This window comes from Curtobacterium flaccumfaciens UCD-AKU, from assembly GCF_000349565.1.
In the GTDB taxonomy this organism is placed as follows: domain Bacteria; phylum Actinomycetota; class Actinomycetes; order Actinomycetales; family Microbacteriaceae; genus Curtobacterium; species Curtobacterium poinsettiae.
In genome coordinates this window covers 73,797-99,248 of sequence record NZ_KB714628.1, presented here as the reverse complement: position 1 = coordinate 99,248, position 25,452 = coordinate 73,797, and the positions used below count along the sequence as shown (strand labels likewise).

23 protein-coding genes are annotated in these 25,452 nt (G+C 71.5%); 17 read left to right on the top strand and 6 right to left on the bottom strand.

All coding sequences use genetic code 11. The annotated features are described in order from the left end of the window. Positions 1-48 precede the first annotated feature (48 nt). Genes H489_RS30435 through H489_RS30420 form a run of 4 tightly spaced genes read left to right on the top strand, consistent with a single transcriptional unit; the run spans position 49 to position 4,560 of the window. Positions 49-1,008, top strand: a complete 960-nt coding sequence (locus tag H489_RS30435) for an ABC transporter permease (protein WP_017887592.1) — start codon at positions 49-51, stop codon at positions 1,006-1,008. After that, the gene (locus tag H489_RS30430; protein ID WP_017887591.1) at positions 1,005-1,898 is read left to right on the top strand and encodes an ABC transporter permease; all 894 of its coding nucleotides are present in this window, start codon (positions 1,005-1,007) and stop codon (positions 1,896-1,898) included. Before H489_RS30435 ends, H489_RS30430 begins: the two co-directional genes overlap by 4 nt. Further along, a complete protein-coding gene (locus H489_RS30425) occupies positions 1,898-3,640 on the top strand; it encodes a dipeptide ABC transporter ATP-binding protein (protein WP_017887590.1) in 1,743 nt (580 codons plus the stop codon). Before H489_RS30430 ends, H489_RS30425 begins: the two co-directional genes overlap by 1 nt. After that, a complete protein-coding gene (locus H489_RS30420; protein WP_017887589.1) occupies positions 3,637-4,560 on the top strand; it encodes an ROK family protein in 924 nt (307 codons plus the stop codon). Before H489_RS30425 ends, H489_RS30420 begins: the two co-directional genes overlap by 4 nt. Before the next feature lie 15 nt (positions 4,561-4,575). On the opposite strand, the gene H489_RS30415 is transcribed toward H489_RS30420, so the two are convergent. After that, positions 4,576-5,304, bottom strand: a complete 729-nt coding sequence (locus H489_RS30415) for a hypothetical protein (RefSeq protein ID WP_017887588.1) — start codon at positions 5,302-5,304, stop codon at positions 4,576-4,578. Between the two features lie 122 nt (positions 5,305-5,426). Here H489_RS30415 and H489_RS30410 point away from each other — a divergent pair, with 122 nt between their 5' ends. From H489_RS30410 to H489_RS37765, 5 genes are all read left to right on the top strand, one after another. After that, positions 5,427-6,713, top strand: coding sequence for a HupE/UreJ family protein (locus tag H489_RS30410; protein ID WP_017887587.1), 1,287 nt, complete (start codon positions 5,427-5,429; stop codon positions 6,711-6,713). A 138-nt stretch (positions 6,714-6,851) separates the two neighbouring features. Beyond that, the gene (locus H489_RS30405; protein WP_017887586.1) at positions 6,852-8,984 is read left to right on the top strand and encodes an Ig-like domain repeat protein; all 2,133 of its coding nucleotides are present in this window, start codon (positions 6,852-6,854) and stop codon (positions 8,982-8,984) included. 343 nt (positions 8,985-9,327) lie between these two features. Continuing rightward, the gene (locus H489_RS30400) at positions 9,328-10,575 is read left to right on the top strand and encodes an ice-binding family protein (protein WP_031259992.1); all 1,248 of its coding nucleotides are present in this window, start codon (positions 9,328-9,330) and stop codon (positions 10,573-10,575) included. A gap of 302 nt (positions 10,576-10,877) precedes the next feature. Further along, positions 10,878-13,679: a hypothetical protein gene (locus tag H489_RS37770; RefSeq protein ID WP_017887584.1), complete on the top strand. Its 2,802-nt coding sequence runs from the start codon at positions 10,878-10,880 to the stop codon at positions 13,677-13,679. A 2-nt stretch (positions 13,680-13,681) separates the two neighbouring features. Continuing rightward, positions 13,682-14,185, top strand: a complete 504-nt coding sequence (locus H489_RS37765) for a GNAT family N-acetyltransferase (protein WP_017887583.1) — start codon at positions 13,682-13,684, stop codon at positions 14,183-14,185. A 13-nt stretch (positions 14,186-14,198) separates the two neighbouring features. Here H489_RS37765 and H489_RS30395 read toward each other — a convergent pair whose 3' ends face one another. Next, positions 14,199-14,936, bottom strand: coding sequence for a GAF and ANTAR domain-containing protein (locus H489_RS30395; protein ID WP_017887582.1), 738 nt, complete (start codon positions 14,934-14,936; stop codon positions 14,199-14,201). 166 nt (positions 14,937-15,102) lie between these two features. Here H489_RS30395 and H489_RS30390 point away from each other — a divergent pair, with 166 nt between their 5' ends. The 3 genes from H489_RS30390 (at position 15,103) to H489_RS30380 (ending at position 17,567) form a co-directional block, all read left to right on the top strand. Next, a complete protein-coding gene (locus tag H489_RS30390) occupies positions 15,103-16,254 on the top strand; it encodes a fatty acid desaturase family protein (RefSeq protein WP_017887581.1) in 1,152 nt (383 codons plus the stop codon). Between the two features lie 82 nt (positions 16,255-16,336). Next, positions 16,337-16,513, top strand: coding sequence for a hypothetical protein (locus H489_RS38300; RefSeq protein WP_017887580.1), 177 nt, complete (start codon positions 16,337-16,339; stop codon positions 16,511-16,513). A 49-nt stretch (positions 16,514-16,562) separates the two neighbouring features. Beyond that, on the top strand, positions 16,563-17,567 hold the full coding sequence (locus H489_RS30380; RefSeq protein WP_017887579.1) for a diacylglycerol/lipid kinase family protein: 1,005 nt from the start codon (positions 16,563-16,565) through the stop codon (positions 17,565-17,567). Here H489_RS30380 and H489_RS0119410 read toward each other — a convergent pair. After that, positions 17,564-18,277: a GAF and ANTAR domain-containing protein gene (locus H489_RS0119410; protein WP_017887578.1), complete on the bottom strand. Its 714-nt coding sequence runs from the start codon at positions 18,275-18,277 to the stop codon at positions 17,564-17,566. The two genes, H489_RS30380 and H489_RS0119410, sit on opposite strands and share 4 nt — an antisense overlap. A gap of 199 nt (positions 18,278-18,476) precedes the next feature. Here H489_RS0119410 and H489_RS30375 point away from each other — a divergent pair, with 199 nt between their 5' ends. The 5 genes from H489_RS30375 to H489_RS30355 all read left to right on the top strand — a co-directional run bounded on the left by H489_RS30375 (position 18,477) and on the right by H489_RS30355 (position 21,934). Beyond that, the gene (locus H489_RS30375; RefSeq protein ID WP_017887577.1) at positions 18,477-19,208 is read left to right on the top strand and encodes a S1 family peptidase; all 732 of its coding nucleotides are present in this window, start codon (positions 18,477-18,479) and stop codon (positions 19,206-19,208) included. 143 nt (positions 19,209-19,351) lie between these two features. Next, positions 19,352-20,239 (top strand): SDR family oxidoreductase, encoded by an 888-nt coding sequence (locus tag H489_RS30370; RefSeq protein ID WP_017887576.1) that lies wholly within the window; start codon positions 19,352-19,354, stop codon positions 20,237-20,239. A 33-nt stretch (positions 20,240-20,272) separates the two neighbouring features. After that, positions 20,273-20,572, top strand: coding sequence for a Dabb family protein (locus H489_RS0119405; protein ID WP_081612308.1), 300 nt, complete (start codon positions 20,273-20,275; stop codon positions 20,570-20,572). 224 nt (positions 20,573-20,796) lie between these two features. Further along, positions 20,797-21,471, top strand: a complete 675-nt coding sequence (locus H489_RS30360; RefSeq protein ID WP_017887573.1) for a hypothetical protein — start codon at positions 20,797-20,799, stop codon at positions 21,469-21,471. A gap of 43 nt (positions 21,472-21,514) precedes the next feature. Beyond that, positions 21,515-21,934, top strand: coding sequence for a RidA family protein (locus H489_RS30355; protein ID WP_017887572.1), 420 nt, complete (start codon positions 21,515-21,517; stop codon positions 21,932-21,934). Between the two features lie 77 nt (positions 21,935-22,011). On the opposite strand, the gene H489_RS30350 is transcribed toward H489_RS30355, so the two are convergent. The 3 genes from H489_RS30350 to H489_RS30340 all read right to left on the bottom strand — a co-directional run bounded on the left by H489_RS30350 (position 22,012) and on the right by H489_RS30340 (position 25,068). Then, the gene (locus H489_RS30350; protein ID WP_235045682.1) at positions 22,012-22,419 is read right to left on the bottom strand and encodes a hypothetical protein; all 408 of its coding nucleotides are present in this window, start codon (positions 22,417-22,419) and stop codon (positions 22,012-22,014) included. Positions 22,420-22,592: 173 nt separating this feature from the next. Continuing rightward, positions 22,593-23,390, bottom strand: a complete 798-nt coding sequence (locus H489_RS30345) for an L-threonylcarbamoyladenylate synthase (RefSeq protein WP_017887570.1) — start codon at positions 23,388-23,390, stop codon at positions 22,593-22,595. A 190-nt stretch (positions 23,391-23,580) separates the two neighbouring features. Further along, positions 23,581-25,068, bottom strand: coding sequence for a putative Ig domain-containing protein (locus H489_RS30340; RefSeq protein ID WP_017887569.1), 1,488 nt, complete (start codon positions 25,066-25,068; stop codon positions 23,581-23,583). Between the last annotated feature and the right edge of the window lie 384 nt (positions 25,069-25,452).

The following is a 25,452-nucleotide window of genomic DNA, read 5'->3' as shown; positions in this document are numbered from 1 at the left end:
ACCGCGCCTCCGCCCCGGCTCACGCAAGAACCGACCATCGGAACCCGCATGACCACAGCTCTCTACCTCACCAGGCGCGTCCTGCAGGCGCTCGCGGTGATCCTCATCGTCACCGTCGTGGTGTTCTGCCTGTTGCACGCGCTGCCCGGCGGCCCCGCCCGCGGCGTGCTCGGCGTCTCCGCGACGCCCACGCAGATCGCCCAGTTCAACCAGGCGCAGGGGCTCGACCAGCCGCTGCCCGTCCAGTACCTGCGGTTCCTCGGTCGTCTGCTCACCGGCGACCTCGGCACCTCGTACACGCTCAACGAGCCGGTCTCGCAGCTCATCGCCGAGCGCCTGCCGAAGACCCTCGTGCTCACCGGCATCTCCGCGGTGCTCGGACTCGTCGTCGCGATCCCGGTCGGCATGCTCCAGGCGGCCCGCCGCAACGGTGCGGTCGACTACGCCGCCACCGCCCTGGCGTTCGTCTTCTACTCGACGCCGGCGTTCTTCCTCGGCCTCGTCCTGATCATCGTGTTCAGCCAGCAGCTGCCGTGGCTGCCGTCCCAGGCACCGAGCGGCAACACCCTGGCCGAGGTGTTCCAGGACCCGGCCGGACTCGTGTTGCCCGTGGTGACCGGAGCGCTGGCGATGATCGCGGTGTTCAGTCGCTACATGCGCGCCTCGACGCTCGAGAACCTGCAGGAGGACTACGTCCGCACCGCCCGTGCCGGCGGCGCCTCGACCGCGACGATCCTGCGGCGGCACGTCTTCCGCAACTCGCTCACCCCGGTCGTGGCGATGCTCGGGTACTACCTGCCGGTGCTGTTCGGCGGCGCCCTGGTGACCGAGCAGCTGTTCAACTACCCCGGCATGGGGCTGCTGTTCTGGAACGCCGCGCAGTCCTCCGACTACCCGACGCTGCTCGGCTGCGTGCTCGTCATCTCCATCGCGACCGTCATCGGCACCCTGCTCGCCGACGTCGCACAGTCCCTCATCGACCCCCGAGTGAAGGCGAGCCGCGCATGACCGCCGTCCAGATGGCCCCCGAAGCCCCGGGCGCCCCCGTCACCGTCGCGGCCACCGGGTTCCGGCTCGCCGCCCGCCGGTTCCGGAGCAACACCCTCGCCGTGATCGGCCTCGCCCTGATCGTCGTCATCGTGCTGTTCTGCTTCGTCGGCCCGTTCCTGTACCCGACCGACCAGACGCACACGATGCTCGAGCAGGCCAACCAGGGCCCGAGCGCCGCGCACTGGCTCGGCACCGACGCCGTCGGCCACGACGTCCTCGGCCGCCTGATGTACGGCGGCAAGGTCTCCCTGATGGTCGGCATCGCCGCCGGGGTCCTGGCCACCGTCGTCGGCACCCTGTGGGGCTCCGTCGCCGGGTACGTCGGCGGCTGGGTCGACGCCCTGATGATGCGCGTCGTCGACGCCGGCATCGCGATCCCGGCGCTGTTCATCCTGCTCGTCATCTCGGCGATCACGAACCCCGGCGTCGGCGGCCTCATCGTCATCCTCGGTCTGGTGTCGTGGCTCGTGCCGTCCCGCCTGATCCGTGCCGAGACCCTGACGCTCAAGAACCGCGACTACGTCCTGACCCTGCGCGCGATCGGCGGCTCGCACGCCCGCGCGATCGGCAAGCACCTGCTGCCGAACTCGGTGTCGACGATCGTCGTCGCGGCGACGTTCCAGGTCGCCGACGCGATCCTGCTGGTCGCCTACGTCTCGTACCTCGGGCTCGGCGTGCAGCCGCCCGCGACGGACTGGGGCGGCATGCTCTCGGCGGGACTCACCGCCGCGTACTCCGGACACTGGTGGCTCATCGTGCCGCCGGGTCTGGCCGTGATCCTGGTCGTCTGCGCGTTCAACGCGGTGGGCGACGGACTGCGGGACGCCTTCGACGTGCGGGGCCGCTGATGACCAACGAACCGATCCTGCGGACGACCGACCTCGGCGTCTCCTTCAGCACCGAGTCCGGCACCGTCGACGCCGTGCGGGGGGTGTCCCTGTCGGTCGCCCCCGGCGAGACCCTCGCCCTGGTCGGCGAGTCCGGCTCCGGCAAGTCGACGGTCGCTCTCGCGGCGATGGGCTTGCTCTCCGGGAACGCGACGGCATCGGGCAGCGCCGTCGTCGCCGGGCACGAGGTCGTCGGGGCAGCCGAGCCCGAACTCCGGGCACTGCGCGGCTCGACCGTCTCGATGGTCTTCCAGGAGCCCGCGACCGCCCTCGACCCGCTCACCCGCGTCGGCGCCCAGATCGCCGAGGTGATCCGGAACCACCGTGACGTCTCCGCGTCCGCCGCCGCGGCCGAGGCCGTCGACCTGCTCCGCCGCGTCGGCATCCCCGACCCCGAGTCGCGCACCCGGTCGTTCCCGTTCCAGCTGTCCGGTGGGCAGCGCCAGCGCGTGGTCATCGCGATGGCGATCGCGAACGCACCGAAGCTGCTCATCGCGGACGAGCCGACCACCGCGCTCGACGTGACCGTCCAGGCCGAGATCCTCGAGCTCCTGCGCGCGCTCGCCGTCGAGACCGGCACCGGTGTGCTGCTGGTCACGCACAACATGGGCGTCGTGGCGGACTTCGCCGACCGGGTCGCGGTCATGCTCCAGGGCGAGATCGTCGAGACCGGCGGGGTCGAGGACGTCCTGCTCCGCCCGGAGCACGAGTACACCAAGCGGCTCCTCGCCGCGGTGCCGCGGCTCGAGACGCCGGCGTCGGCATCCGACGCCGCCGAGTCGGCGAGACGCCTCCAGATCCGGGGGCGTGACGCGGAGACGCCGGCGTCTTCCGAGCTGGGTGCGTCGGGTGCGGCGGACGGGAGGCCCGGTGCGGCCCCGGTGGTCGACCTGCGGGACGTCTCGGTGACGTTCGGGCGCGGGGCGCGCGCCGTCCACGCGCTCGCCGGCATCGACATCACGGTGCACGCCGGTGAGACCGTCGGTCTGGTCGGCGAGTCCGGTTCGGGCAAGTCGACCGCGGCCCGGGTGGCGCTCGGTCTGATCAAGCCGACGTCCGGCACGGTGTCGCTGTTCGGGCAGGACCTGCGGACGGCCAAGGGGCGCGACCGCCGTGCCCTCCGGTCCGGCATCGGCGTGGTGCTGCAGGACCCGGTGGCGTCCCTCGACGCCCGGATGTCCGTGGCCGAGTGCATCGCGGAGCCCCTGGCCGTGCACCGTCGCGGGATGTCCTCGGCCGACCGGCGTCGCCGCATCGACGAGGTGCTCGACGCCGTCCGGCTGCCGCGGACCCTGGCCTCCCGGGCCCCGCGTGAGCTCTCCGGTGGGCAGCGCCAGCGGGTCTCCCTGGCCCGGGCGCTGGTGCTCGAGCCGCGGCTGCTCGTCGCCGACGAACCGACCTCGGCGCTCGACGTCAGCGTGCAGGAGACCGTGCTCGAGGTGCTCGGCGAGCTGCAGGACGACCTCGGGTTCGCGTGCCTGTTCGTCTCGCACGACCTGGCCGTCGTGCAGCACTTCGCCGAGCGTGTCGTGGTGATGCGCCAGGGCGTCGTCGAGGAGCAGGGCACCACCGGCACCACGCTCCTGCACCCCACCACCGACTACACCCGACGCCTGCTCGCCGCGGTGCCGGTGCCCGACCCCGTGCTGCAACGACAGCGCCGGGCCGCGCGCCTCGCCTCGCTCGCGGCGGTGACCGCGTGAGCCGGGTCCTGGCCGGGGTCGACATCGGCGGGACGAACACCAAGGTCGTCCTGACCACGCACGACCTCGAGGTCATCGACCGGGTCGACCTGCCGACGCCCGCCCACGCGGGCGGGGCGGCGATCGTGACGGCCGCCCTCGGGGCGGTGACGGGTCTGCTCGAGACGCACCGGGCCTCCCTTGCGGGTGTCGGGGTGGGCGCGGCCGGTGTCGTCGACCGGGCCACGGGGACCGTGCTGGTCACCGGCAACTCGTTCACCGGCTGGGCCGGGTACGGCGTGACGCGGGCCGTCACCGACGCGCTCGGCGTGCCCGCGACCCTGGACAACGACGTGAACGCGTTCCTGCTCGGCGAGATCGCGACCGGCGCGGTGGTGGGGGAGTCCGACGTGCTCGGCATGACCCTCGGCACCGGGGTCGGCGGCGCCCTCGTGCTCGACGGACGGCTCTTCGCCGGCCCGCGCGGCGCCGCCGGCGAGATCGGCCACGTCCCCGGGTTCGGCGACGCCCGCTGCACCTGCGGGCAGACCGGGCACCTGGAGACCATCGCGGGCGCCCGCGGCATCGCCGACCGCTACGCCGAGCGCTCCGGGCGCACGCTCTCGGCACGGGACGTCGCCGTCGCAGCGCGCGGCGGCGACGCCGACGCGGCCGCCGTCTTCGCCACCGCGGGATGGGGTCTCGCCCGTGCCGCGCTGCTGACCGCGGGGATCCTCGACGTCACCACCGTCCTGATCGGCGGCGGCATCGCACGGTCGTGGGACCTGCTCCACCCCGCCATCTCGGCGGCGATCGACGCGGAACCGCCCGTCAGCGGGGCGACGATCCGGCTCGCACAGTCGACGCTCGGGGCCGATGCCGTGGCCCTCGGGGCAGCGGCGCAGGTGCGGGCCCGGGTGCTGGAGCCGGAGACCGCGTAGCGGGGGAAGGCCGGGTCAGGGCACCCAGACGACGATGCCGCGCAGGTCGTGCAGCACCGCGGCGAGGCCGGCGCGCAGCCCGCGAGCGGCACGGTCCTCGGTGAAGGTGCCGGGGTCGTAGTGGCTCGACGGACCGAGGCCCTCGCCACGGAACCCGCCGCCCGTCCAGTCCGCCGCCGTGACGTTCGACGTCGGCTCCGCGATCTCGGCACCGACGACCAGGAACTGCTGGTGGAGCGCGGTCGGCGAGACGGCCGCGAGCGGGTCGACCATGTGGTTGCCGACGGTGATGACGAGGTCGGGCTCGGCGTCGACGGCGCGCAGGACCGCGGCGATCCGGTCGTCGGCGTCCGTCGCCGAGACCGGGGTGACGGTGACGTCCTCGTCCGACGCCCACGAGTCGACGGCGTCGAGCAGGGTCCGGGTCGGGGCGTCCGCGGCGTCCCCCGCGTCGGAGAGCAGCACGACGTCGTAGCCCGCGGGAGCGTGCACGCCGGACCACGAACCCGGTTCGGGGTGGATGGTGGCCTCGGGTGCCGGCGGCTGGTCGGGATCGGAGAACCCGGTGCCCAGGACGCCGGCGGACGCGTGCGCCGAGGCGTTCGCCGTCGGGCCGGTGCCGGTGCCGGTGCCGCCAGTGGTGCCGTCCGACGCCCGGGAGCAGCCGGCCAGCAGGGTGGCGCCGGCCGCGGCGAGGGCGACGGCGGTCAACAGGGAGGTCGTCCGGGTGGCGGGGCGGATCACGGCACCATGCAAGCACGCCCGACGGCCGCTCCGGGCCGGTCGGGGGACCTGTCCAACACCCGTCCCGTTGCTGGTCACCGGTTGTTCACCTTCCGGTCGTCTGTGAGCCGGATCGTCTGCGCGTGCCCTCCGGAACCACCGCCGCGCTCCTGCGCGCCCGCCCCGTCCACTCGTCTTCCCCGACCGCGCTGGCCGCACGGGTCGCCGGCGCGCTCGTGCTGCTCGGGGTGGTCGTGATCAGCGTGCTCGGAGGAGCCGCACCGGCGTCGGCGCACGGCTTCAGCTCGGTCGTGTACGCCGACGTGACGTCCACGAAGCCGACGGTCGTGCGGGCGGAGCTCGGGCTCGAGTACGACCTGATGCTCGTCTCGGTGGCCACGAGCGAGCACGACGACGCGCTGCACGAGCAGGGGCAGCGCGCCTGGGACGACGGGGACTTCCCGGGGATGGTGACGGCCGCCGAGGCGCACACCGACGCGATCGGGGAGTACGTGTTCGACCGGTTCACGGTGACCGGAGCCGGTGGGCGGGCCTGCACGGGCACCCTCGACCCCACGGTCACGGTCGACCTGCGGGACGAGGTGCCGTACGCCCACGTCACCGCCGACTTCACCTGCCCGGAGGCGTCCGAGACGCAGTCGGGACACGTGGTGTCGTCGACGCTGTTCCCCGACGACGAGTCCTTCGTCCGCGACACCAAGACGATCGTCACGTACGACGTCGACGACCGCGCGGGATCGGCCACCCTCGACGCCTCGCAGCGCACGTTCTCCACCGAACAGTCGGCGGGGGAGCGCTTCTGGGAGTTCTTCCGCCTGGGCGCCGAACACCTGCTGACCGGCATCGACCACATCCTGTTCCTCGTCGCGCTCATCGCCGGGTCGCGTCGCCTGCGCGAGGTCGTCTACACGGCGTCCGCGTTCACGATCGCGCACTCGATCACGTTCATCCTCGCCGCGCTCGGTGTGGTCAGCCCACCCGCGATCGTCGTCGAGCCGCTCATCGCCCTGTCGATCGCCGCGGTCGCCGGCTGGTACCTGTGGCGGCTCTGGCGACGCCGGTCGCGGGCCGACGAACTGGTGGTCGGCGAACACGGACACTTCTCGCTCGACCGCGCCGGCTGGACCCGGCTGGCCGTCGTCTTCGCCTTCGGACTCATCCACGGGCTCGGGTTCGCCGGTGCCCTGGGCATCCACGAGGCGTTCTCGTGGCAGCTGCTCGTCTCGCTCCTCGTCTTCAACGTCGGCATCGAGGCCGTGCAGCTCGCGATCATCGTCATCGTGTTCCCGCCGCTCTCGCTGCTGCGGCGGAAGGCGCACCGGGTGTCGCTCTGGGTGACGGGCGCGGTGACCGCCGGGGTCTTCGTGATGGGGATGATCTGGTTCGTCGAGCGGCTGGCCGCGGGCTGACCGGGCCCGTCGTCCCGGGGGCGTTCGACGTCCGTTCCTGAACAACGATGAACCGTCACTCAGCGTTTACCAAGACGTTTTGCAGGGCGTGCAGAGTCTTCCGTGCTGCACCATCCCACGTCTGAGAAACGGACCCACATGAGTCTCCTGTCCGGCGCCACTACCCGGCGCAGAACCACCACCCTCCGCGTCTGCGGAGCCGTCCTCGGGGCCGCGCTCATCGCCGGTGCCTCGATGGTCGGCACGAACGCCGCCACCGCGGCGACGAACACCCCCACCACCAACATCTCCACCGGTGGCCCGATCCACATCCTGCTCGGCGTCGGCGCGACCGAGAGCCAGCGCATCGCCTCGTGGTACTTCCCCACGAACGTCGCGCAGTCCGTCGAGATCCAGAAGACCGCGTCCATGACGGACGGGGTCTTCACCGACGCCAAGAAGACGATCGACGCCTCGGAGGCCATGAACACCGCCGCCGACACGAGCGCGACCGACTCGAACACCAAGGGCATCGCGGGCATCGCCGCCCAGTCGGGCTACATCAACGCCCACGCGGCGATCTCGGACCTCGAGCCGAACACCTCGTACACGTACCACGTCGGTGCGGCGGACGGCTCGGCCTGGTCCGCGTCGTACACCTTCACCACGAAGAGCTTCTCCGGCGACTTCGACTTCCTGTTCTTCGGTGACCCGCAGATCGGTTCGTCCGGCTTCACCGACGACGACGGCGCCGGCTGGGCGGACACGCTCGACTACGCCACGTCGACCGAGCCGGACGCCGAGCTCCTGGTCTCCGGTGGCGACCAGGTCGAGCACGCCAACAACGAGTACGAGTGGGGCGCGTTCGCGGACAGCAGCGACGTGCTGAAGCGCTACCCGTGGGCCTCGACCATCGGCAACCACGACGTCGGCGGCAAGGCCTACGAGCAGCACAACCAGGTGCCGAACTCCCTCAAGGTGCCGGACTTCTACCCGGGCGGCAACACGACCGCGAACTCGGGTGGCGACTACTGGTACATGTACAAGGGCGTCCTGTTCATCGACATCAACTCGAACGCCTACGCGGCCGGTTCGGACGCTGCCCACGTGAACTACGTGCGCGACGTCATCAACCGCTACGGCGACGACGCGAAGTGGACCACGCTGGTCTACCACCACTCGATCTACTCGCCGGCCGACCACGCGAACGACAAGGACAACCAGCAGCGCCGGTTCGACTTCACGCGTTCGTTCTCGGACATGGGTGTCGACCTCGTCCTGCAGGGCCACGACCACTCCTACTCGCGCAGCTACGCGATCAAGAACGGCAAGAAGGCCAACGTCAACGAGCAGCCCGCTGCTCCCGAGGTCTTCTCCGGCCCCGGCGGCGTCATCTACATGACGGCGAACTCGGCCTCGGGCTCGAAGTACTACGACCTCACCACCCCGGACGCCACCCAGGGCTACGGCGCGGACCCGCTCGACCCCAAGGGTGAGCGGCACTTCGCCAACTCGGTCGAGAACCAGGAGCACGTCCGCACCTTCGTGAAGGTCTCGGTCACCGACGACAAGCTCGCCGTCGAGAACATCCGCGCCAGCGACTGCACGACGCTCAACTCGGCGGTGCAGCACGGCAAGGTGGACAGCTGCGGTGTGACCCTCCAGCCGACGGCCACGGCCGACCCGGCTGCGATCGGTTCGACGGTCGACAAGTTCAACCTGCACGCCACGCTGCCGACGACGACCACCACGCTCACCGCGTCGGCCGCCGAGCAGACCTACGGCACCGCCAAGCCGGCCACGGTCACCGCGACCATCGCCGGTGGCATCGGCACCCAGCAGGGCACGGTGACGTTCAAGGACGGCAGCAAGGTCCTCGGCACCGCCCCGGTCAAGGACGGCGCGGCCAGCATGACGCTGCCGAGCACGCTCGCCATCGGGAAGCACTCGGTGACGGCCTCGTTCGTCAACGCGGACCCGGTCTACTCGGGAACGAACTCGAAGACCGCGAAGGCCATGACGGTCTCCGTCGAGAAGGCCCCGTCGCGCACCGCCGTCAAGTACAGCGGTGGCAAGGCGACCGTCCAGGTGAAGGCCACCGGCTTCAGCGTCGACGGCACCGCCCGGATCTACCAGGGCTCGAAGCGCCTCGCCACCGTCACGGTGCAGGACGGCGTGGTCACGTCGAAGCTCCCGCTGAAGAAGGGCGCTCACAACCTGCACGCCGTCTTCGCCGGGACCTCGGAGCTCACCACGAGCACCAGCCCGACCATCACGGTCGTCGTCAAGTAACACCCGGTACCAGCGAGGGCCCCGCGATCTCGATCGCGGGGCCCTTCGCCGTGTGGCACGGGGGGGGTGGGCGACCTGCCCAACCCGAGGACAGGCGCCGCACCGGCTGACGGGAGACCCGAACTCCCTACCCGGCCGCCGCTGGTGCGAGCGACCGGTCAACCTGTGGTGATCATGCGCTCGCGTCCCCCGATCCGGCTGGGATCCGGGCCGATTGTCAGGCTTCGACCGGATGTGCAGACATTCCTAGGTCCTGGCTGTGGAGAAGCGCATACTTCGAGTCTCCGAGAATGCGCGCTCGTCGCCGACGTCACCCCGCCTCTCCCAGCAGGAAGAGACGGCCATGCACGCTCTCCACCGCCGACGGGGCTCCCTCCTCGTCGTCTCGGCCGCGGCCGTCGCAGCGTTGATCACCCTCGGCACCGCCGGCGGAGCATCAGCCGCCACGGTCATCGACGGTCCCGTCAACCTCGGCACCGCATCGACCTACGGCGTCCTCGGCGCCAGTGCGGTCACGAACACCGGCCCCTCCGTGGTCAACGGCGACCTCGGCTTGTCGCCGGGCACCTCGATCACGGGCTTCGGCGGTGCACCGAACGGCGTCGTCAACGGAACCACGCACCAGACCGACGCCGCAGCCGCACAGGCCCAGCGCGACACCACCACCGCGTACAACGTCGCCGCGTCGCTCTCCCCGACCCAGACCGGTCTGACCGAGCTGAACGGTCTCTCGCTCTCGCCGGGTGTGTACTCCGGTGGCGCGCTCGCCCTGGCGAACAACGGCGCACTGACCCTTGCCGGCAGCGCGGACTCCGTGTGGGTGTTCCAGGCCGCGTCGACCCTGACCATCGGGTCCGCCAGCCGGATCACGATCACCGGTGGCGCCAGCTCGTGCAACGTCTTCTGGCAGGTCGGCAGCTCGGCCACCGTCGGCACCGGCGCGCAGTTCCAGGGCACCGTCCTGGCACAGCGGTCCGTGACCGCCACCACCGGCGCGACCGTGCAGGGCCGACTGCTGGCCCGCACCGGCGCGGTGACCCTCGACACCAACACGATCACCGCCTCGAACGGTTGCCCCGCCCCGGGCACCCCGTCCGAGTCGCCGACCATCACCTCGGGCACCCCGTCCGACGGCACCGTGGACGTGCCCTACTCGTCCACCGTCACCGCGACCGGCACCCCGAACCCGACCTTCACCGCCACGGGCCTGCCCGACGGCCTGACGATCAACAGCACCACGGGCGTCATCTCGGGTACCCCGACCACCCCGGGTACCTCGACCGTGACGATCACCGCGTCCAACGGCACCAGCCCGGACGACACCCAGACGGTCACCATCACGGTCCGTGCCCCGGCACCGGTGCCCACCGCGACACCCAGCCCGACCGCTCCGGCCGTGGTGCCCACCGACACCCCGACCGGCCCCGCGGGCGCCGGCGGTGGCGGCGGAACCGACCAGCCCACCGGTCAGCTCGCCTTCACCGGATCGGACCCGACCATCCCGCTGAGCATCGCCGCAGCCCTGCTCGCCGCTGGAGCCACGCTCATGGTCCTGCTGCGTCGCCGCCGCCGCACCGTCGGCCGCATCTGATCCACCCGCACCACCGACGGCCCCGCGACCCTGGTCGCGGGGCCGTCTGCGTGCCGTCGCCGGACTCGCGAACGGTCCACGTGCCCGACCGCGCGGGGGCATGCCGACCGACGGCGTCGTCGACGACGTGCCACGGGCCTCCCGGCTCGTCGAGGACGACCCGGTCGTCGCACCCGTGAGGACCCTCAGGTACTGAGCCGTCACGTCATCCTCCAGGACGATCCGGTGCCAACAGCTGTCTCCCTACTGTTGGCGACGGAGCGTGCGGTGGCGCATGCCCGTCGCACCAGGGGAGATCCGACGTGAACCGTTCGCCGAGACGCCGTTCCACCATCGCGCTGCAGATCGCGTGTTCGACACTCATCGCCGGGGCGCTCGCCGTCTCCGGCACGATCGCGGCACTGCCCGCGACCGCAGCACCGGGCGACGGGCCCACCGCCGCGACGGGGACGACCACGATCACGACCCCGGGCACGCCCGTCGCGCAGGGCGACGACTGGACCGTGACGCCCACCGACGGCGGGTACACCGTCGTCCTGACCCTCGCCGAGCCCCTGCCGATCCGCGCAGCGGCACCGGTCCTGCTGGTCGACGGCACGGACATCGGCGTGGCGCAGACGAGCCTCGACCAGCGGCAGCTGACGGTCACCACGACCGACCCCACGGTCGCCGACGCCCGCAGCGTCGAACTCGGATGGTCGGGTGCGACCGACCTGCAGGGCAACCGCCAGTCGGCGACCGCACCGCAGACGGTGGCGCCGCGCGAGGCCCCGGCACCCCTGACCGACGACCCCGCTGCAGCGGGCCAGTACGCGGTCACCCGGGCCGACTACGACCTGGGCAACGAGGCCGAGACGATCAAGGGCTTCGGCCGCAAGGGCGAGATGCGTGCCGCGGTCTTCGTCCCGGAGGACGCCCCGGGCAAGCGCCCCGTCGTCGTGTTCCTGCACGGCCGCCACGAGGCCTGCGTCGGCGGCACCGAGAACCCCAGGGCGTGGCCGTGCGGGAAGGGCCAGACGGACATCCCGAGCTACCTCGGCTACAACGCCGCGGCGACCGCGCTCGCCAGCCACGGCAACGTCGTCGTGTCGATCTCCGCGAACGCGATCAACGCCCTCGACGGCAGCTACTCGGACGACGGCGGAGCGGTGGCCCGCGGCCAGCTCGTCCTCGACCACCTCAGCCTGCTCCAGCGCGCCGACGCCGGGCAGGAACCCCGCCTGTCACCGCTGCTGACCGGCAAGCTCGACCTGCAGCACGTCGGGCTGATGGGGCACTCGCGCGGCGGTGACGGCGTGGTCCGAGCGGCCCTGCTCAACATGCAGCGCACCAGCCCCTTCGGCATCCGTGCCGTCCTGCCCCTGGCGCCGACCGACTTCGGGCGCATGACCCTGCCGGACACGAACACGGCGGTGGTGCTGCCGTACTGCGACGGTGACGTGTCCGACCTGCAGGGCCAGCACTTCTACGACGACTCCCGCACGGCCTTCGGGGACGACGTGCTGCGCTCCTCGGTCCTGGTGATGGGCGCGAACCACAACTTCTTCAACACGACGTGGACCCCGGGCAAGTACGCGAAGGCGTCGTCGGACGACTGGTACGACGAGTCCGACGCGGTCTGCGGCGCGAAGGCGAAGCACACCACCCGACTGTCGTCCGACCAGCAGTACGCCGTCGGCACGAGCCTGATCAGCGGGTTCTTCCGCCTGACGCTCGACGGTGAGCAGCAGTTCCTGCCGATGTTCGACGGCACCGACCGGCAGCCCGCCGCCCTGGGCGCGGCAGACATCCGGGTGACGGCCTCGCAGCCCGGCGCGAGCCGACGCGACCTGGCCCTGTTCGACACGACGAACCCGGCGATCACCACCACCGGTGCCCTGACGGCGAAGACCTGCGCGAGCACCGACAACCTGCCCGCGAAGCAGACCCTGCCGGCGTGCGTCTCGATCACGTCGAACGCCCCGGACTACACGCCCGCGTTCCTGGCCTCCTCGGTGCCGGCGACCCCGGCCCTGCACGTCACGCCCACCAAGGCGGCGACCGGCGGACAGGTGCACGTCCCGGTGGCCCCGACGGCCGGTGACTTCACCGGGTTCCAGGCGCTGTCGCTCCGGCTCACCCCGGACGACACGGCGACGACGAACGCCGACGTCTCGATCAGCCTCCGCGACGCCACCGGTGCCGTGGCGACCCGACGCGTGTCGGACACCAGCCGTGCCGGTCAGCTGCTCCCCGGCACCCGGACAGCGCCGCGCAAGACGATCCTGCAGCAGGCACGCATCCCGCTCAACACCTTCACCGGCATCGACCTGGCGTCGGTGCGCGAGGTGACGATCGACGTCCCGCAGAAGAACAGCGGGATGCTGCTGAGCGACCTCTCGCTCCTGCCCGCAGCGACCCTCGGTACCCCGGTGGTCACGAACCGTCCCACCGCCCGCATCGCCGACCGCTTCGTCGACGAGGGGCGCACCCGCACGGTCGTCCGGGCAGCGGTCGTGCTCTCGCGGCCGGCCGAACAGGCGACGACGGTCTCCTTCGACCTCGACCAGGCGTCGGACAACCGCATCCGTCCGGCGATGCAGGCCGTCACGTTCCAGCCGGGCGAGGTCTGCCGCGCGGTCGCCGTGTCGGTGAACGGCGACCGCACCCCGTCGTTCTCGCGGACGGCGGACTACCCGATGACGCTCAGCAACACCCAGGGCGGCTCGGTGATCGGCGACTCGATCGGCACCATGCGCATCCGCGAGGACGACGGCGTGCGCGCCGTGAACGGACGCGTGACCGCATCCGCTCCGGCGGTCGGTACCCCGGGCGACGCGTGTGCCGAGGCCCAGGCGACGAGCACCCCGATCGCGGTGACGCCGGCGAGCAGCCGGAAGGGTGCCAAGGTCGCGATCTCGGCGACGGGCTTCCGCGCCGGCGAGTCGGTCACCGTCAGCATCGACGGCGGCCGGGCCACCCGCACGACGGCCAACGCCGCCGGCAAGGTCCGCCTGAAGGTCACGAAGACCGTGGCGGCGCTGGCACCGGGCACGCACGTGGTGCACGCCCGTGGCTACGGCTCGGACCAGCGGGCTCGGGGCACCTTCACGACGACGAAGTAGCCGTGCACGGTCCGGCACCGGTCATCGCGCGCGCCACCACGGCTGACGCGCGCGAGATCGGTGCGTTCCAGGCGCGCTGCTGGGAGCAGACGTACCGCGGGGTGGTGCCGGACGCCTTCCTCGACGGAACGGCTGGTGCCGACCGCGCCGCGCGCTGGGCGGAGCGGATCCGGACACGCACCCGCGGGGTGCTCACCGCGCGGGCCGACGACGGGACCCTGCTCGGCGTCGCGAGCACCGAGCGCCGAGCGGACCCGGCCGGCGGGCTCCCCGAGCTCCAACTCGTCACCCTGTACGTCGACCGGGGTGCGCACGGCACCGGTGTCGCCGCCCTGCTCCTCGACGCGGCCATCGGCGACGAGGACGCACACCTGCTCGTCTTCGCGGCGAACACCCGTGCGCGCCGGTTCTACGCCAAGCACGGCTTCGTGCCGGAGGGTCCGCGACTGACCGACCCCGGGACGGGGCTCGACGAGGAACGGTGGGTCCGGAGGCGGCCCGTGTGAACCCTCAGGGCGCTCAGGACGCTCCGGCGGCCACGAGGTCGGCGAGCGGGACGTCGTCGCGTGCCACGTCGGCGGCGACCTGGCTCAGGGACCGCTGGGTGGCACGTGCGTAGCGACGGATCATGCCGAACGCCTGCTCGACGTCGACCCCTGCCGCACGTGCGAGGTACCCCTTGGCCTGCTCGATGGCGACCCGGCTGTCGAGGGCACGCTGGAGCTGCTCCGCGGTGAGGGTCGCGTGCTCGAGGGTCCGTTGCTGCAACAGGCTGATCGTCGCGACGTCGGCGAGGGCCTGGGCGGCCCGGGCATCGGCTCCGTTCAGCGCCCCTTCCGTCTCGCGGAACAGGTTCAACGACCCGACGGTGGTGTCCCGCAGCCGGAGCGGGATGGCGTGGACGCCCGCGTAGCCACGCGCCCGCGACGCCTCGGCGAACCGTGGCCAGTGCTGCCGCAGGTCGTCGGCGTTCTCCGACGTCACCAACCGGCCGGTGGTCACGGCGGTGATGCAGGGCCCCTCGCCGGCGTTGAGCTGGAGCAGGCCGATGAAGCTGCTGCGCTCGCTCGTCGAGGCGACGACCCGCAGCTCGTCGTGCTTGTCGAGCAGGTGGATGGCGCCCGCGGCGGCGTCGAACAGCTCGACGGCCCGGTCGACCAGCGTCTGCAGCACGTCGACCACGTCGTAGTCCGCCACCAGAGAGTCGGTGAGGGTCACGAACGTCTCGACCAGTCGTGCTTCGCGTACCTCGGTCATGTGGGGAACGGTCCTTCCGTCGAGCAGGCGGGACAACCGTAGTCGAGCGGCGGACACGCGGACCTGTGGCTTGCACCCGGGAGCGTGACGGCTCTAGCGTTGGACCAGCAGCCCCAGACCCCGGCCGCCGGAACGTTCTTCCATTCCGATGACGACCAGGGAACCCATGACCACGCAGCACGCCGGTACCAGCCCGCAGCGGGAGACCAGCTCGAAACCCCTCTCCAGCGGCTTCCGGAAGACCGGTTCCCCGGCCGGACCACGGACCGGTGGCACCTCGTCGTACTCCGCGCTGCTGGCACAGGTGAAGGAAGCCGGGCTGCTCCGTCGCCGTCGGGGCTTCTACTGGGCGCTGTTCACCGCACTCGTCGTCGCCACGGCCGCGTGCTGGGTCGTCTTCGCGTTCCTGGGTGACTCGTGGTTCCAGCTGATCGTGGCCGGTGCGCTGGGGGTGCTGTTCACGCAGTTCGCGTTCCTGTCGCACGAGGCTGCGCACCGTCAGGTGTTCGAGTCCCAGAAGTGGAACGACCGCGCGGGCCGCTGGCTCGGCACGTTCCTGGTGGGGCTGAGCTACTCGTGGTGGATGAACAAGCACACCCGGCACCACGGCAACCCGAACACCGTCGGCAAGGACCCGGACATCGCCCCCGACGCGATCCGCTTCCTGCCCGAGGACGCAGCGGCCGTCAAGAACGGGCCGCTCCGGGTGTTCGTGCAGAACCAGGGCTGGTTGTTCTTCCCGCTGCTCACGCTCGAGGGCATCAACCTGCACCGGGCCGCCGTCATGTCGGTGCTCCGCGGGACGGGCGGGCGCAGCGATGTCCGGGGGCGCGTCCTCGAGGGCATCCTGCTGGTGGCGCGGTTCGCGATCTACCTGACGGTGGTGTTCTGGTTCCTGCCGTTCGGGATGGCGTGCGCGTTCCTCGGGGTGCAGCTGGCCGTGTTCGGCGTGATGATGGGTGCTTCGTTCGCCCCGAACCACAAGGGCATGCCGACCATCGCCCACGACGCGAAGGTCGACTTCTTCTCCCGCCAGGTGCGGACCTCGCGCAACATCCGTGGTGGCTGGTGGGTGTCGTTCCTGATGGGTGGGCTGAACTACCAGGTCGAGCACCACCTGTTCCCGTCGATGCCGCGTCCGGCATTGAAGCAGGCCCGCCTGCTGGTGCGGGACCACTGCGACACCCTCGACGTGCCCTACACGGAGACCACGTTGCTGCGTTCGTACGGCATCGTCGTCCGGTACCTCAACCGCGTCGGCCTCGCCGCCCGCGACCCCTTCGTCTGCCCCATGGTGACCGAGCTCCGGATCCACTGACACGGCCACCCCGCCCCGCCCGACGCCCACCCCGCCCGACCCCGACCCGCACGCACCACACCCCACCGAAGGAACCACCACCGTGAAGACCGTCATCGTCCTCGTCGTCATCTGGGCCGTCCTGTCCATCGTCGGCTTCGCCCTGAAGGGCCTGCTCTGGCTCGGCATCATCGGCATCGTCCTGCTGCTCGGCACGATCGTCTTCGGCGCCGTCCGCCGCAGCGGCAACAAGGCTCGCAACGCCGGCCGGACCAACTAGTCCGCCACTGGCGAAGCGCACCACCAGCAGGAACCCCCGCACCGACCGCATGCCGACGCCCCCGAACGAACCCGGCCCGCTGCGCGCCGCCGTGGTCGTGAACCCGACCAAGATCGACGCGGCCCGGCTCCGGGCCGTGCTCCGCACCGAGGAGCGCGCGCACGGATGGGACGAGTCGCTCTGGCTCACCACCAGCGCCGACGACGACGGACGCGCGGCCGCCAGGGCGGCGTGCGCGGCACACCCGAGCGTCGTCCTGGTCGCCGGCGGCGACGGCACGCTCCGGATCGTCGCCGAGGAGCTCCGCGGCACCGGGATCCCGGTGGCGCTCCTCCCGAGCGGCACCGGCAACCTCTTCGCGCGCAACCTCGGCCTGCCCCTCAGCGACCTCCAGCGGTCCGTCCGTGCGGGTTTCACCGGGGTCGACCGCCCGATCGACGTCGGACTGGCCGACCTGACCGACCCGGCCGGCGTCACCACGTCCCACGCGTTCCTGGTGATGACCGGCATCGGCCTCGACGCGAGCATGGCGGCGGACACGAACGCCTGGGTCAAGAAGCGCCTGGGGTGGGTGGCCTACTCGGACCCCATCGCCCGGTCCGTCATCGGCAACCGGCAGATCCCGGTGCACTACGGGATCGACGACGCCCCGCTCCGCAGCATGAGCGCGCACACGATCATCGTCGGGAACTGCGGCACGCTGACCGCCGGCATCCTGCTGCTGCCCGCGGCGCGACCGGACGACGGGGTCCTCGACGCCGTGGCGTTCCGGCCCGCCGGGTGGTTCGGGTGGACGAAGGTCGGGTACGCCCTGACGCTCAACCGGTTCTTCTCGCGCACCCGGTTCGGGCGGCTCCTGGCCCGGGTCCTGCCGACGTCACGTGCGCTCCGGTACACCCGGGCGCGGACGCTCCGGCTGACCGTCGACACCCCCGAGCGCGTGCAGCTCGACGGCGATGCGTTCGGCGAGGTGGTCGCGGCGACGCTCACCACCGACCACCACGGCCTGGTGCTGCGGACGGAGCCGGACGGGCCGCGGACCCGACGGGCCTAGCCGGTGCTGCCGAGGTCGGCGCCCCGGTGCACGACGTCCTCGGCCAGCGCGCGGAGGCTGCGGCCGGCGTCGGCCGCAGCACGTCGCAGCAGCTGGAACGCCTCGTCCATCCGGATGCCCCGCCGGTAGGCGAGCGCACCCTTCGCCTGCTCGACGAGCACCCGCGCCCCGAGGGCGTCCTCGACCCGGTCCTCGATCGTGACGGGGCCACCACGGTCCCGCTGGCGCACGAGGGCAGCCGAAGCGGCGTCGGCGAGCAGTTGGATCAGCACGACGTCCTCGTCGCTGTGCCCGCGGGTGTGGTCGGCGAAGACGCACAGCGAGCCGATCGTCCGGTCCCGCAACCGGATCGGCTCGGCGAACGTGCCCTGCAGCCCACGGTCACGCATCGTCGTCACGAATGCCGGCCACTCCGACTCGTGCGTCGACACGTCGGCCACGTCGACGGTCGTGCCGGTCCGGTAGCAGTCGAGGCACGAGCCCTCGTCCGTCCCGAGCTGGGCTTCTTCGGCCTCGCTGCTGCGCTCACTCGTCGAGGCCAGGACCTGCAGAGTGCCGGTCCGGTCCGCGATGACGATGCCTGCCTCGATCGCCGAGGTCGCCTCGACGCACGCGGCGATGACGCGGTCCACGGCGTCGAGCACGTCGAGACCCGGTTCCAAGACCCGCGCGACCCGGTCCGGGAAGGCGGTCTCGTCACTCGTCGTCATGCACCCGACGCTACGACGAGACCGTTGGCGCACCGCCCAGCCAGTTCGCGTACCGGACGACCGGTACCGGCCTGCGAGGACACGATCGACGCCCGCGTCCGTCGAAGTGCGGACTGGTGCGAACCCTGAGCAAGGGGCAAGGATGGCGCATCAGTTGCACAACGCAACTGGTAGGTGCTTCACCGACAGAGGAGTCGTCATGAAGAAGTCCATCGCAGCCGCGTTCGCCGCGGTCGCCGTCATCACCGCCGGCGTGTTCGCCGCTTCGCCCGCGTCCGCGCTGCCCGTCAGCACGAAGGTCGTCGGCGGCGAGAAGGCCCCCACCACCTCGTGGGCCGTGCAGCTCGAAGCATCCGGCGGCTCCATCCCCTCGGGGTACGTCAGCAACTGCACCGGCGAGCAGCTCAACGCCTCGTGGGTCCTCACCGCCCGGCACTGCATCGACGGGATCGGCGCGATGCGGGTCTACCACTCCAACTCCACCGTCAACCGCGGCACGGCCGTCTCGGTCGACCGCATCAGCACCTCGCCCGCCGGAGACATCGCGCTCGTGCACCTGCGGACCGCCTACCCGCTGTCCACCTACGCACCCCTCGACCTCACCGCGACCGCCAAGTCGAGCGGCACCGGCACCATCCAGGGCTACGGCCTGCGGGCCAACGCCACCCAGTCCGACGGCCTGTACCAGGCCACCGTCTCGCTCACCGGCGCGAGCACCGACGCCTTCAGCGGTCGGGCCCAGCACCTCACCGGCGTGACCGGTGCCTCGAACCACGGCGACTCGGGCGGCCCGCTGCTCGTCAACGGCAAGGTCGTCGCCGTCTGCTCCACCGGCGACAGCGCCGACCCCGGCGCCAACACCAAGGCCGGCTCCAACTACGCCCTGCTGTCGCAGGCCTCGTCCTGGATCAAGACCACGGCCGGCGTCTGAACCAGCTGACCCACTGGAGGCGCGGTGCCAGCTGGCACCGCGCCTCCAGTGGCGTCCACACCCGTCTTCAGGGCGCGGGGTCGCCAGCGCCCGCCAGCTGCCAGCTGAGCGCCCGTCCGGGGCACGACGACGACAGTGGGGCCATGAGCCAGTACGAGAAGCGCGATCCGAACACCCTCTACCCGGCACCGCCGTACCCGAAGCAGGAACAGTCGCTGCCGGGCGCCGCGTGGAAGATGGAACCGAAGCCCGACCACGGCGAGGACAGCTACGTCGGGCTCGGCCGCCTGAAGGGGTACCGCGGCATCGTCACCGGTGCCGACTCCGGTATCGGCCGTGCCGCCGCCATCGCCCTGTCACGCGAAGGCGCGGACCTGGTGCTCTCCTACCTGCCGGATGAGCAGGAGGACGCGGAACAGGTCCGCGACCTGCTCGAGTCCGAGGGCCGTCGGGCCGTGCTGTTCCCCGGGGACATCTCCGACGAGCAGTACTGCACGGACCTGGTGCAGAAGGGCGTCGACGAGTTCGGCGGCCTCGACACCCTGGTGATGGTCGCGGGCCGCATGGAGAGCAACGACGACATCCTCACGCTCGACACCTCGATGTTCGACTCCACCTTCAAGACCAACATCTACTCGCTGTTCTGGCTGACCAAGGCCGCGGTTCCCCACCTGGAGCCCGGGTCGACCATCGTGACGACCGGTTCGATCCAGGCGTCCACGCCGTCCCCGGACAAGATCGACTACGCGGTGTCGAAGGGTGCGATCAAGCTCTTCACCGAGGCCGTCGCGCAGCAGCTCGCGCCGAAGGGCATCCGGGTCAACTCCGTCGCGCCCGGCCCGGTGTGGACGCCGCTGCAGCCGGGTTCCGACGACGCCGAGACGGTGTCGCACTTCGGCGAGAGCTCGCCGTTCGGCCGTCCCGGTCAGCCCGCCGAGCTCGGTGCCGCCTACGTGCACCTGGTCAGCCCGGAGTCGAGCTACCAGTCCGGGTCGACGATCACGATCGCCGGTGGGACGCCGGCATTCTGACCTGGCGTTCTTGCGTTCGAGGAAGGGGACCACGTGTCCGGAGTGACGCACACCGTGCTGGTCGAGTGGGACGGGGCGGACCGTTCCGCCGAGGCCTCGGCCCTGTCGCGTGCGCACCTGCCACGGGTCGAGGGGGTCGAGTCGGTGCAGTCCGGCACCAGCGTGAGCACCGAGGGACTGGAGGGCGGGTTCCACTGGATGCTCGTCGTCCGCTTCCGTGATCGTGCCGCGCTCGCCGGGTACTTGCCGCACCCGGAGCACCGGCCGGTGGCGGACTTCATCGGGGCGGCGAGTGCGCGGGTCGTCGTGTTCGACGTCGAGGACGCCGACTGATCACCGCGCCGGAAGCTGTGTAACGCTCTGGTTGCGATGGCGACCGAGGGGTTCCGTTCCCCGTGGAGGCTCGAAGTACGGTGGATCGGCCATCGCAACGGCGCGGGGGTCACCGGTCGGCGCCGCTTCGTCGCGCCCACGCCGGTCGGGTCCCCGCCTGCGGGCGGGGACCCGTTCGACGTCCACCCACGGAAGGACCAGACGATGATCGGCAACCAGACCCTGTGAACAGCACCATCCGGACCGCCGGCGTGACCCTCGGACTCCTCGCGGCGGCGACGCTGACCGCGTGTTCCGGGCCGTCCGCTCCGACGCCGACCCGGACCGTGACCGCGACGGTGACGCCGACCCCGACGGCCGACCCCGGCACCCCGATGCCCACGCCGTCCCCGACTGCGACGGGAACGGCGTTCGACCTGTCGGACCCGGCAACCTGGACCATCTCCACGAAGGAGGTCGGGCCGATCGCGCTGGGCGGCGAGGTGGAGGGGGAGATCGACGACCTGGCAGCCGCCTACACCCGGAGCACGGATGCGTGTCCGGCCAGCCCGGAGACGACGTTCTGGAACCGAGATGACGCTCCCGGCCTCATCGTCATCCCCCGCGACGGCAAGGTCGTGGGCGTGACCATCGGTGGGCTGGGGCCGGATCCGGTGACGACGAACTCGCCCGAGACCGACGCCGGGATCGGCATCGGCACGCCCCTGACCGAGGTGCGCTCCGCGTACCCGGACCTGCAGTACACCGGCACCTACGGTGAGGACCAGGGGCCGTACTCGATGTGGAGCGTGCAGGCCGACGGACGCTACATGACGTTCCAGCTCGGGATGGACGGCGCCACCGTGGGAGCGATCTGGGTGGGGTCGACCGCGATGTTGCCGTACGAGTACTGCGCCTGAGGTACCCGGGGCCCGGAGCATCGCGGCTGGCAGGATGACGTGCATGGCCAGCGCAGTCCGTCTCATCCGGTCCGACGTCCTGAGCGATGTGGCGCAGTACGCGTACGCGTCGACCGTGCCGAGCGGGACGCGGCTCGTGTTCCTCGCCGGGGCCTGCCCGCTCGCCCCTGATGGGTCGACCGTCGCGGTCGGGGACTACGCGGGCCAGGCCGCCAGGTGCATCGAGACGATGCAGGAGGCGTTGCGTGCCGCTGGTGCGTCCATCCAGGACGTCGTGAGCACGCGCGTGCTCGTGGCGTCCTCGCGACAGGCCGACCTCGTCACCGCGTGGGATGTTGTCCGCGACGCCTTCGGCGCGCACGACGTGCCGAGCACCCTGCTCGGGGTCACGGCGCTCGGCTACGACGACCAGCTGGTCGAGATCGAGGCGGTCGCGGCGGTCCCCGACGATCTGCCCGTGTGACGGTGCAGAGCGCTCCGGGGACCACCTGGACCGCCCGATCCGGTCTGTCGGTGTCCGGCCTGGTGCTCCGGCCGGCCTCAGAAGCCGGGACCGGCTTTGACCAGGGCGATGCCGACTCCGACGAGTGCGAGGACGAGGCCGGCGGCGAACGTGCGCGGGGACGGCTTCTCCCCGCGGAGCCGGGCCACGACGGGGCCGAGGAGGGCGAGCCGGACCACGAGGTACGCGATCGCGAGGATCTCGGCCACCAGCCCGGACGCGCCGGTCAGCCAGGCGTAGGCGAGGACGGCCGCCGGGACGAGACCGGAGGTGAGGACGGGCAGCGAGTCGCGCAGCTCGGCTCCGATGGTCTCCCCGGCGAGCCGTTGGTCACTCCGCGCACGGCGGCCGACCAACTCGGCGAAGGTGTGCGCCAGGAAGGTCGAGAACGCGGTGGCGAGGACGTACCAGAGCCCCCGACCACTCGCGGCGGTGTCCGGGACCATCGGTGCGATCGTGCCCAGGATCACGATGTTCCCGTACACGAACGCCGTGATGCGGCTCGAGGCGTCCTCACGCGACAGACGCTTCCGTGCCGTTGGTCTCGCCGCACGCCTGGTGCCCGGCGTCGTGTCCGGGTCTCCTGCCGAGACGGCGGTGCCGAGGCGTCCGTGCGGGCTCAGTAGTACTCACCCTGTCGGTAGTCCCAGCTGGTGAACGTGTCGGCGAGCAGCCCCATGATCCGGTCGACGTCGAGCCCCTTGCGGATGAGCGTGGGTGCGGGAGTGATCGACCGCTGTCCGTCCTGCACCGGGATCAGGGTTCCCGAGCTGTCGACCATCGACACCATGACGCCCTGCTCGTAGCGGGTCTCGGTGCTCTTCTCCGGCTGGATGGACGCGACGTAGTCGTCCGCCTCGACGATCACGTCGGCACGTTCGGCGATGCGCTCCCCGATGCCGTCGACGACACCGCGGTTGCCGGTGCCCGACGGGTTGGCGGAGCTCGCGAAGGCGAACTTGCCGTGCTCCGTCCAGAGCTCGCGGGCGGCGAGCTCGCCAGGGACGCCGAACTTGATGACGAAGCAGGACGTGCCGCGGGTGTCCATCATCAGGTCGTCCGAGCCGTCGGTCGGCAGCGCTGCCCGGCCCTGGTCGCTCCAGGGCAGGATGCAGCCGAGCAGGATGTCCTCGTCCCAGCACCGCTGGTACAGGGCGTCGATCTCGGGGGTGAGCTGCGCGATGCTGCGCAGCATCTCGAGCGAGCTCACGAGGACGACGCCGGGCTTGTTCCGGTTGCGCTCCTTGGCGTCGAACTTCCGCTCCAGGCCCGCACGGTCCGAGGTCATCAGGATGTAGCCGACCTTGGTGGGGACCACCGCCAGTCCGCCGTCGTGGAGCAGCGCGTCCACTGCGCTCCGGGGCACGCCGCCGGTCCAGTGCACTCGGTTCATGCTGACCTGCGTGTCGTCGTTCATGCCCGTCCTCGTTCCGCTCTCGATACCAGACGATCGTCTGACAGCGGGAGCCTATGGACGCCGGTCGAGCCGGACAAGGGCGGTGGACGCGACCTGTGGGCCTTCTCCGAAGGGTTCAGGCGGTCTCGCAGCGAAGGGCCGAGGGACCCAGCACGTGTCCTGAGTCCCTCGGTGCTTCGTCAGTGGTGGGTCAGTGCTGCTTCCGTCGACGGGCCTGCAGGGTGATCACACCGACGCCGGTCAGCGCGAGTCCCGCCGCCCACGGCAGCAGGTGCATCGCGTCGCTCCCGGTGTAGGCCAGTCGACCGGTCGGGGCTGCGGCGGCGATGTCGCCCGTCGGAGTGGCGGGGGTCACCACGGTCGAAGCGGTCGGACGGACGTCCACCGTGAACGCCGTCGCGAAGCTGCTCGACGCGACGGTCAGGGCGTGGGTCGACGCGTGCGGGAACGTCACTTCGGCACCTGCCCACGGGTCGGTGTTCGGCACGATGACGTCGGAGGCGTGGTCGGACGTCACCGTGAACGGTGCCGGGTAGCCGTCGGCGTCGTCGACCTCGTTGCCGAAACGGTCGACGAGGTTGCCGCTGACCAGCAGGGTGCCGCCCTGGTCGATGGTCGGCTGCCCGCCCTCGAAGCCAGCGCCGAAGACGGTGTACCCGCCGTCGGGGTCGTGGGTGGTCTCGTTCTGGAAGGTCCAGACGGCGCCGTTGCGTTCGATGACCCAGCTCGTGGAGTGCGCGGTGAGGAACGTGTCCTTGTCCTCTGCCGTGACCCGCACGCCGAGTGGTGTCGTCGCGTCCACGGTGATGTTCACGAACTGCGAGGCCGTCGTCGAGCCGGTGGTCGCGTCGATGCGGAACGCGTACGTGCCCGAGTACCTGGTCGTGCCGGACAGCACGCCGGTGGCGTGGTCGAGCGACAGCCCGTAGGGGAGGTAGCTCGATTCGTCCTGGCCGGGCTCGTCGCCGTACGGGTCGTCGAGCGAGTAGTACTCGGCCGAGTACGTCGGCTTCGGGAACCCGTCCGCGGCGAACGTGTGGGCGAAGCGCTCACCGGCCGTCGTCGTCAGCATGACCGGCTCGTCCTCGGTGGACGCATCGGGGAACGACGGTGTCTGGGTGACTGGGGCGGTCGTCGCGGTCGCGGTCTGGCCGTCGTCACCCGTGATCGTGACGGTGATGACCTTGCCCGCGTCGGCAGCGGTGACGACGTACGACCCGGTCGTGACGGGCAGGGCGGTGCCGTCGCTCGTCCATGCGTAGGACAACGTGCCGGTGAAGTCCGTCCCCGTCGCGGTCAGCGTGCTGCCCACGGTCGCGTCCCCGGTGATGGTCGCCCCTGGCGTGGCGGCGGGGTCCGCGGCAGGAGTCGACGTCGCTGGGGCGGTCGGAGTGCTGCTGGGCGCGGTGGTCTCGTCCGCGGGCGCTTCCGTGTCGTCAGCGGCTTCCGGAACGGGCGTGGCAGGAGTCGTCGCCGTGGGCGCGGACTCGGCGGCGTCCGCAACGGTGAAGGTGCCCTCGGCGGGGGTGACGTCGGAGCTGGGCGACGTGCTCGCCGACGTTTCCGGCAGCTCGGCGGCGGTGGCGGACAGTGCCCCGAAGCCGGTGCTCAGTCCGATGGCGGCGATCGTCGCGCCGATCGCGCATGCGCGTCGGAATGATGCAGTGCTGTGTGGCACGGGTTGTCCCCTCGGGTGTGCCGTCCGACAACAGCCGGACGAGTGCGATCGCCGGAAGCCGGCGCTCTCGGATCGTAGCCAACCTGTGAGGCGTCTTTGAGCCGCAGGGTGCGCATCACCCGCGAAGTGGGGGAGCCGCGTCGCATCGCGGTCGTGCAGCACCCTCGCCGTGAACGGGGTCCGCGCGATCGACGTCGGGAGCGGGTCCGTCACGGTGGTGGCGCTCCCGGTGGCCCTCGGGCTGGTCCTGCTCGTCCTCCACAGTCGTGGTTCCCTTGCGCTTTCACCGCGGAAACCTGTGCGGCCCGCTCGCTAGTCCGGCCACGAGGAGCCCGGACACGCCGACCCGCACGGAACGCCGCCCGACCCGCCCCCGCCCCCGCC

Coding starts and splice junctions, on each gene's coding strand:
- H489_RS30435 (WP_017887592.1), top strand. CDS start 49: ATGACCACAGCTCTCTACCTCACCAGGCGCGTCCTGCAGGCGCTCGCG.
- H489_RS30430 (WP_017887591.1), top strand. CDS start 1,005: ATGACCGCCGTCCAGATGGCCCCCGAAGCCCCGGGCGCCCCCGTCACC.
- H489_RS30425 (WP_017887590.1), top strand. CDS start 1,898: ATGACCAACGAACCGATCCTGCGGACGACCGACCTCGGCGTCTCCTTC.
- H489_RS30405 (WP_017887586.1), top strand. CDS start 6,852: ATGAGTCTCCTGTCCGGCGCCACTACCCGGCGCAGAACCACCACCCTC.
- H489_RS30400 (WP_031259992.1), top strand. CDS start 9,328: ATGCACGCTCTCCACCGCCGACGGGGCTCCCTCCTCGTCGTCTCGGCC.
- H489_RS30395 (WP_017887582.1), bottom strand. CDS start 14,936: ATGACCGAGGTACGCGAAGCACGACTGGTCGAGACGTTCGTGACCCTC.
- H489_RS30390 (WP_017887581.1), top strand. CDS start 15,103: ATGACCACGCAGCACGCCGGTACCAGCCCGCAGCGGGAGACCAGCTCG.
- H489_RS30380 (WP_017887579.1), top strand. CDS start 16,563: ATGCCGACGCCCCCGAACGAACCCGGCCCGCTGCGCGCCGCCGTGGTC.
- H489_RS0119410 (WP_017887578.1), bottom strand. CDS start 18,277: ATGACGACGAGTGACGAGACCGCCTTCCCGGACCGGGTCGCGCGGGTC.
- H489_RS30375 (WP_017887577.1), top strand. CDS start 18,477: ATGAAGAAGTCCATCGCAGCCGCGTTCGCCGCGGTCGCCGTCATCACC.
- H489_RS30370 (WP_017887576.1), top strand. CDS start 19,352: ATGAGCCAGTACGAGAAGCGCGATCCGAACACCCTCTACCCGGCACCG.
- H489_RS30355 (WP_017887572.1), top strand. CDS start 21,515: ATGGCCAGCGCAGTCCGTCTCATCCGGTCCGACGTCCTGAGCGATGTG.
- H489_RS30350 (WP_235045682.1), bottom strand. CDS start 22,419: ATGGTCCCGGACACCGCCGCGAGTGGTCGGGGGCTCTGGTACGTCCTC.
- H489_RS30345 (WP_017887570.1), bottom strand. CDS start 23,390: ATGAACGACGACACGCAGGTCAGCATGAACCGAGTGCACTGGACCGGC.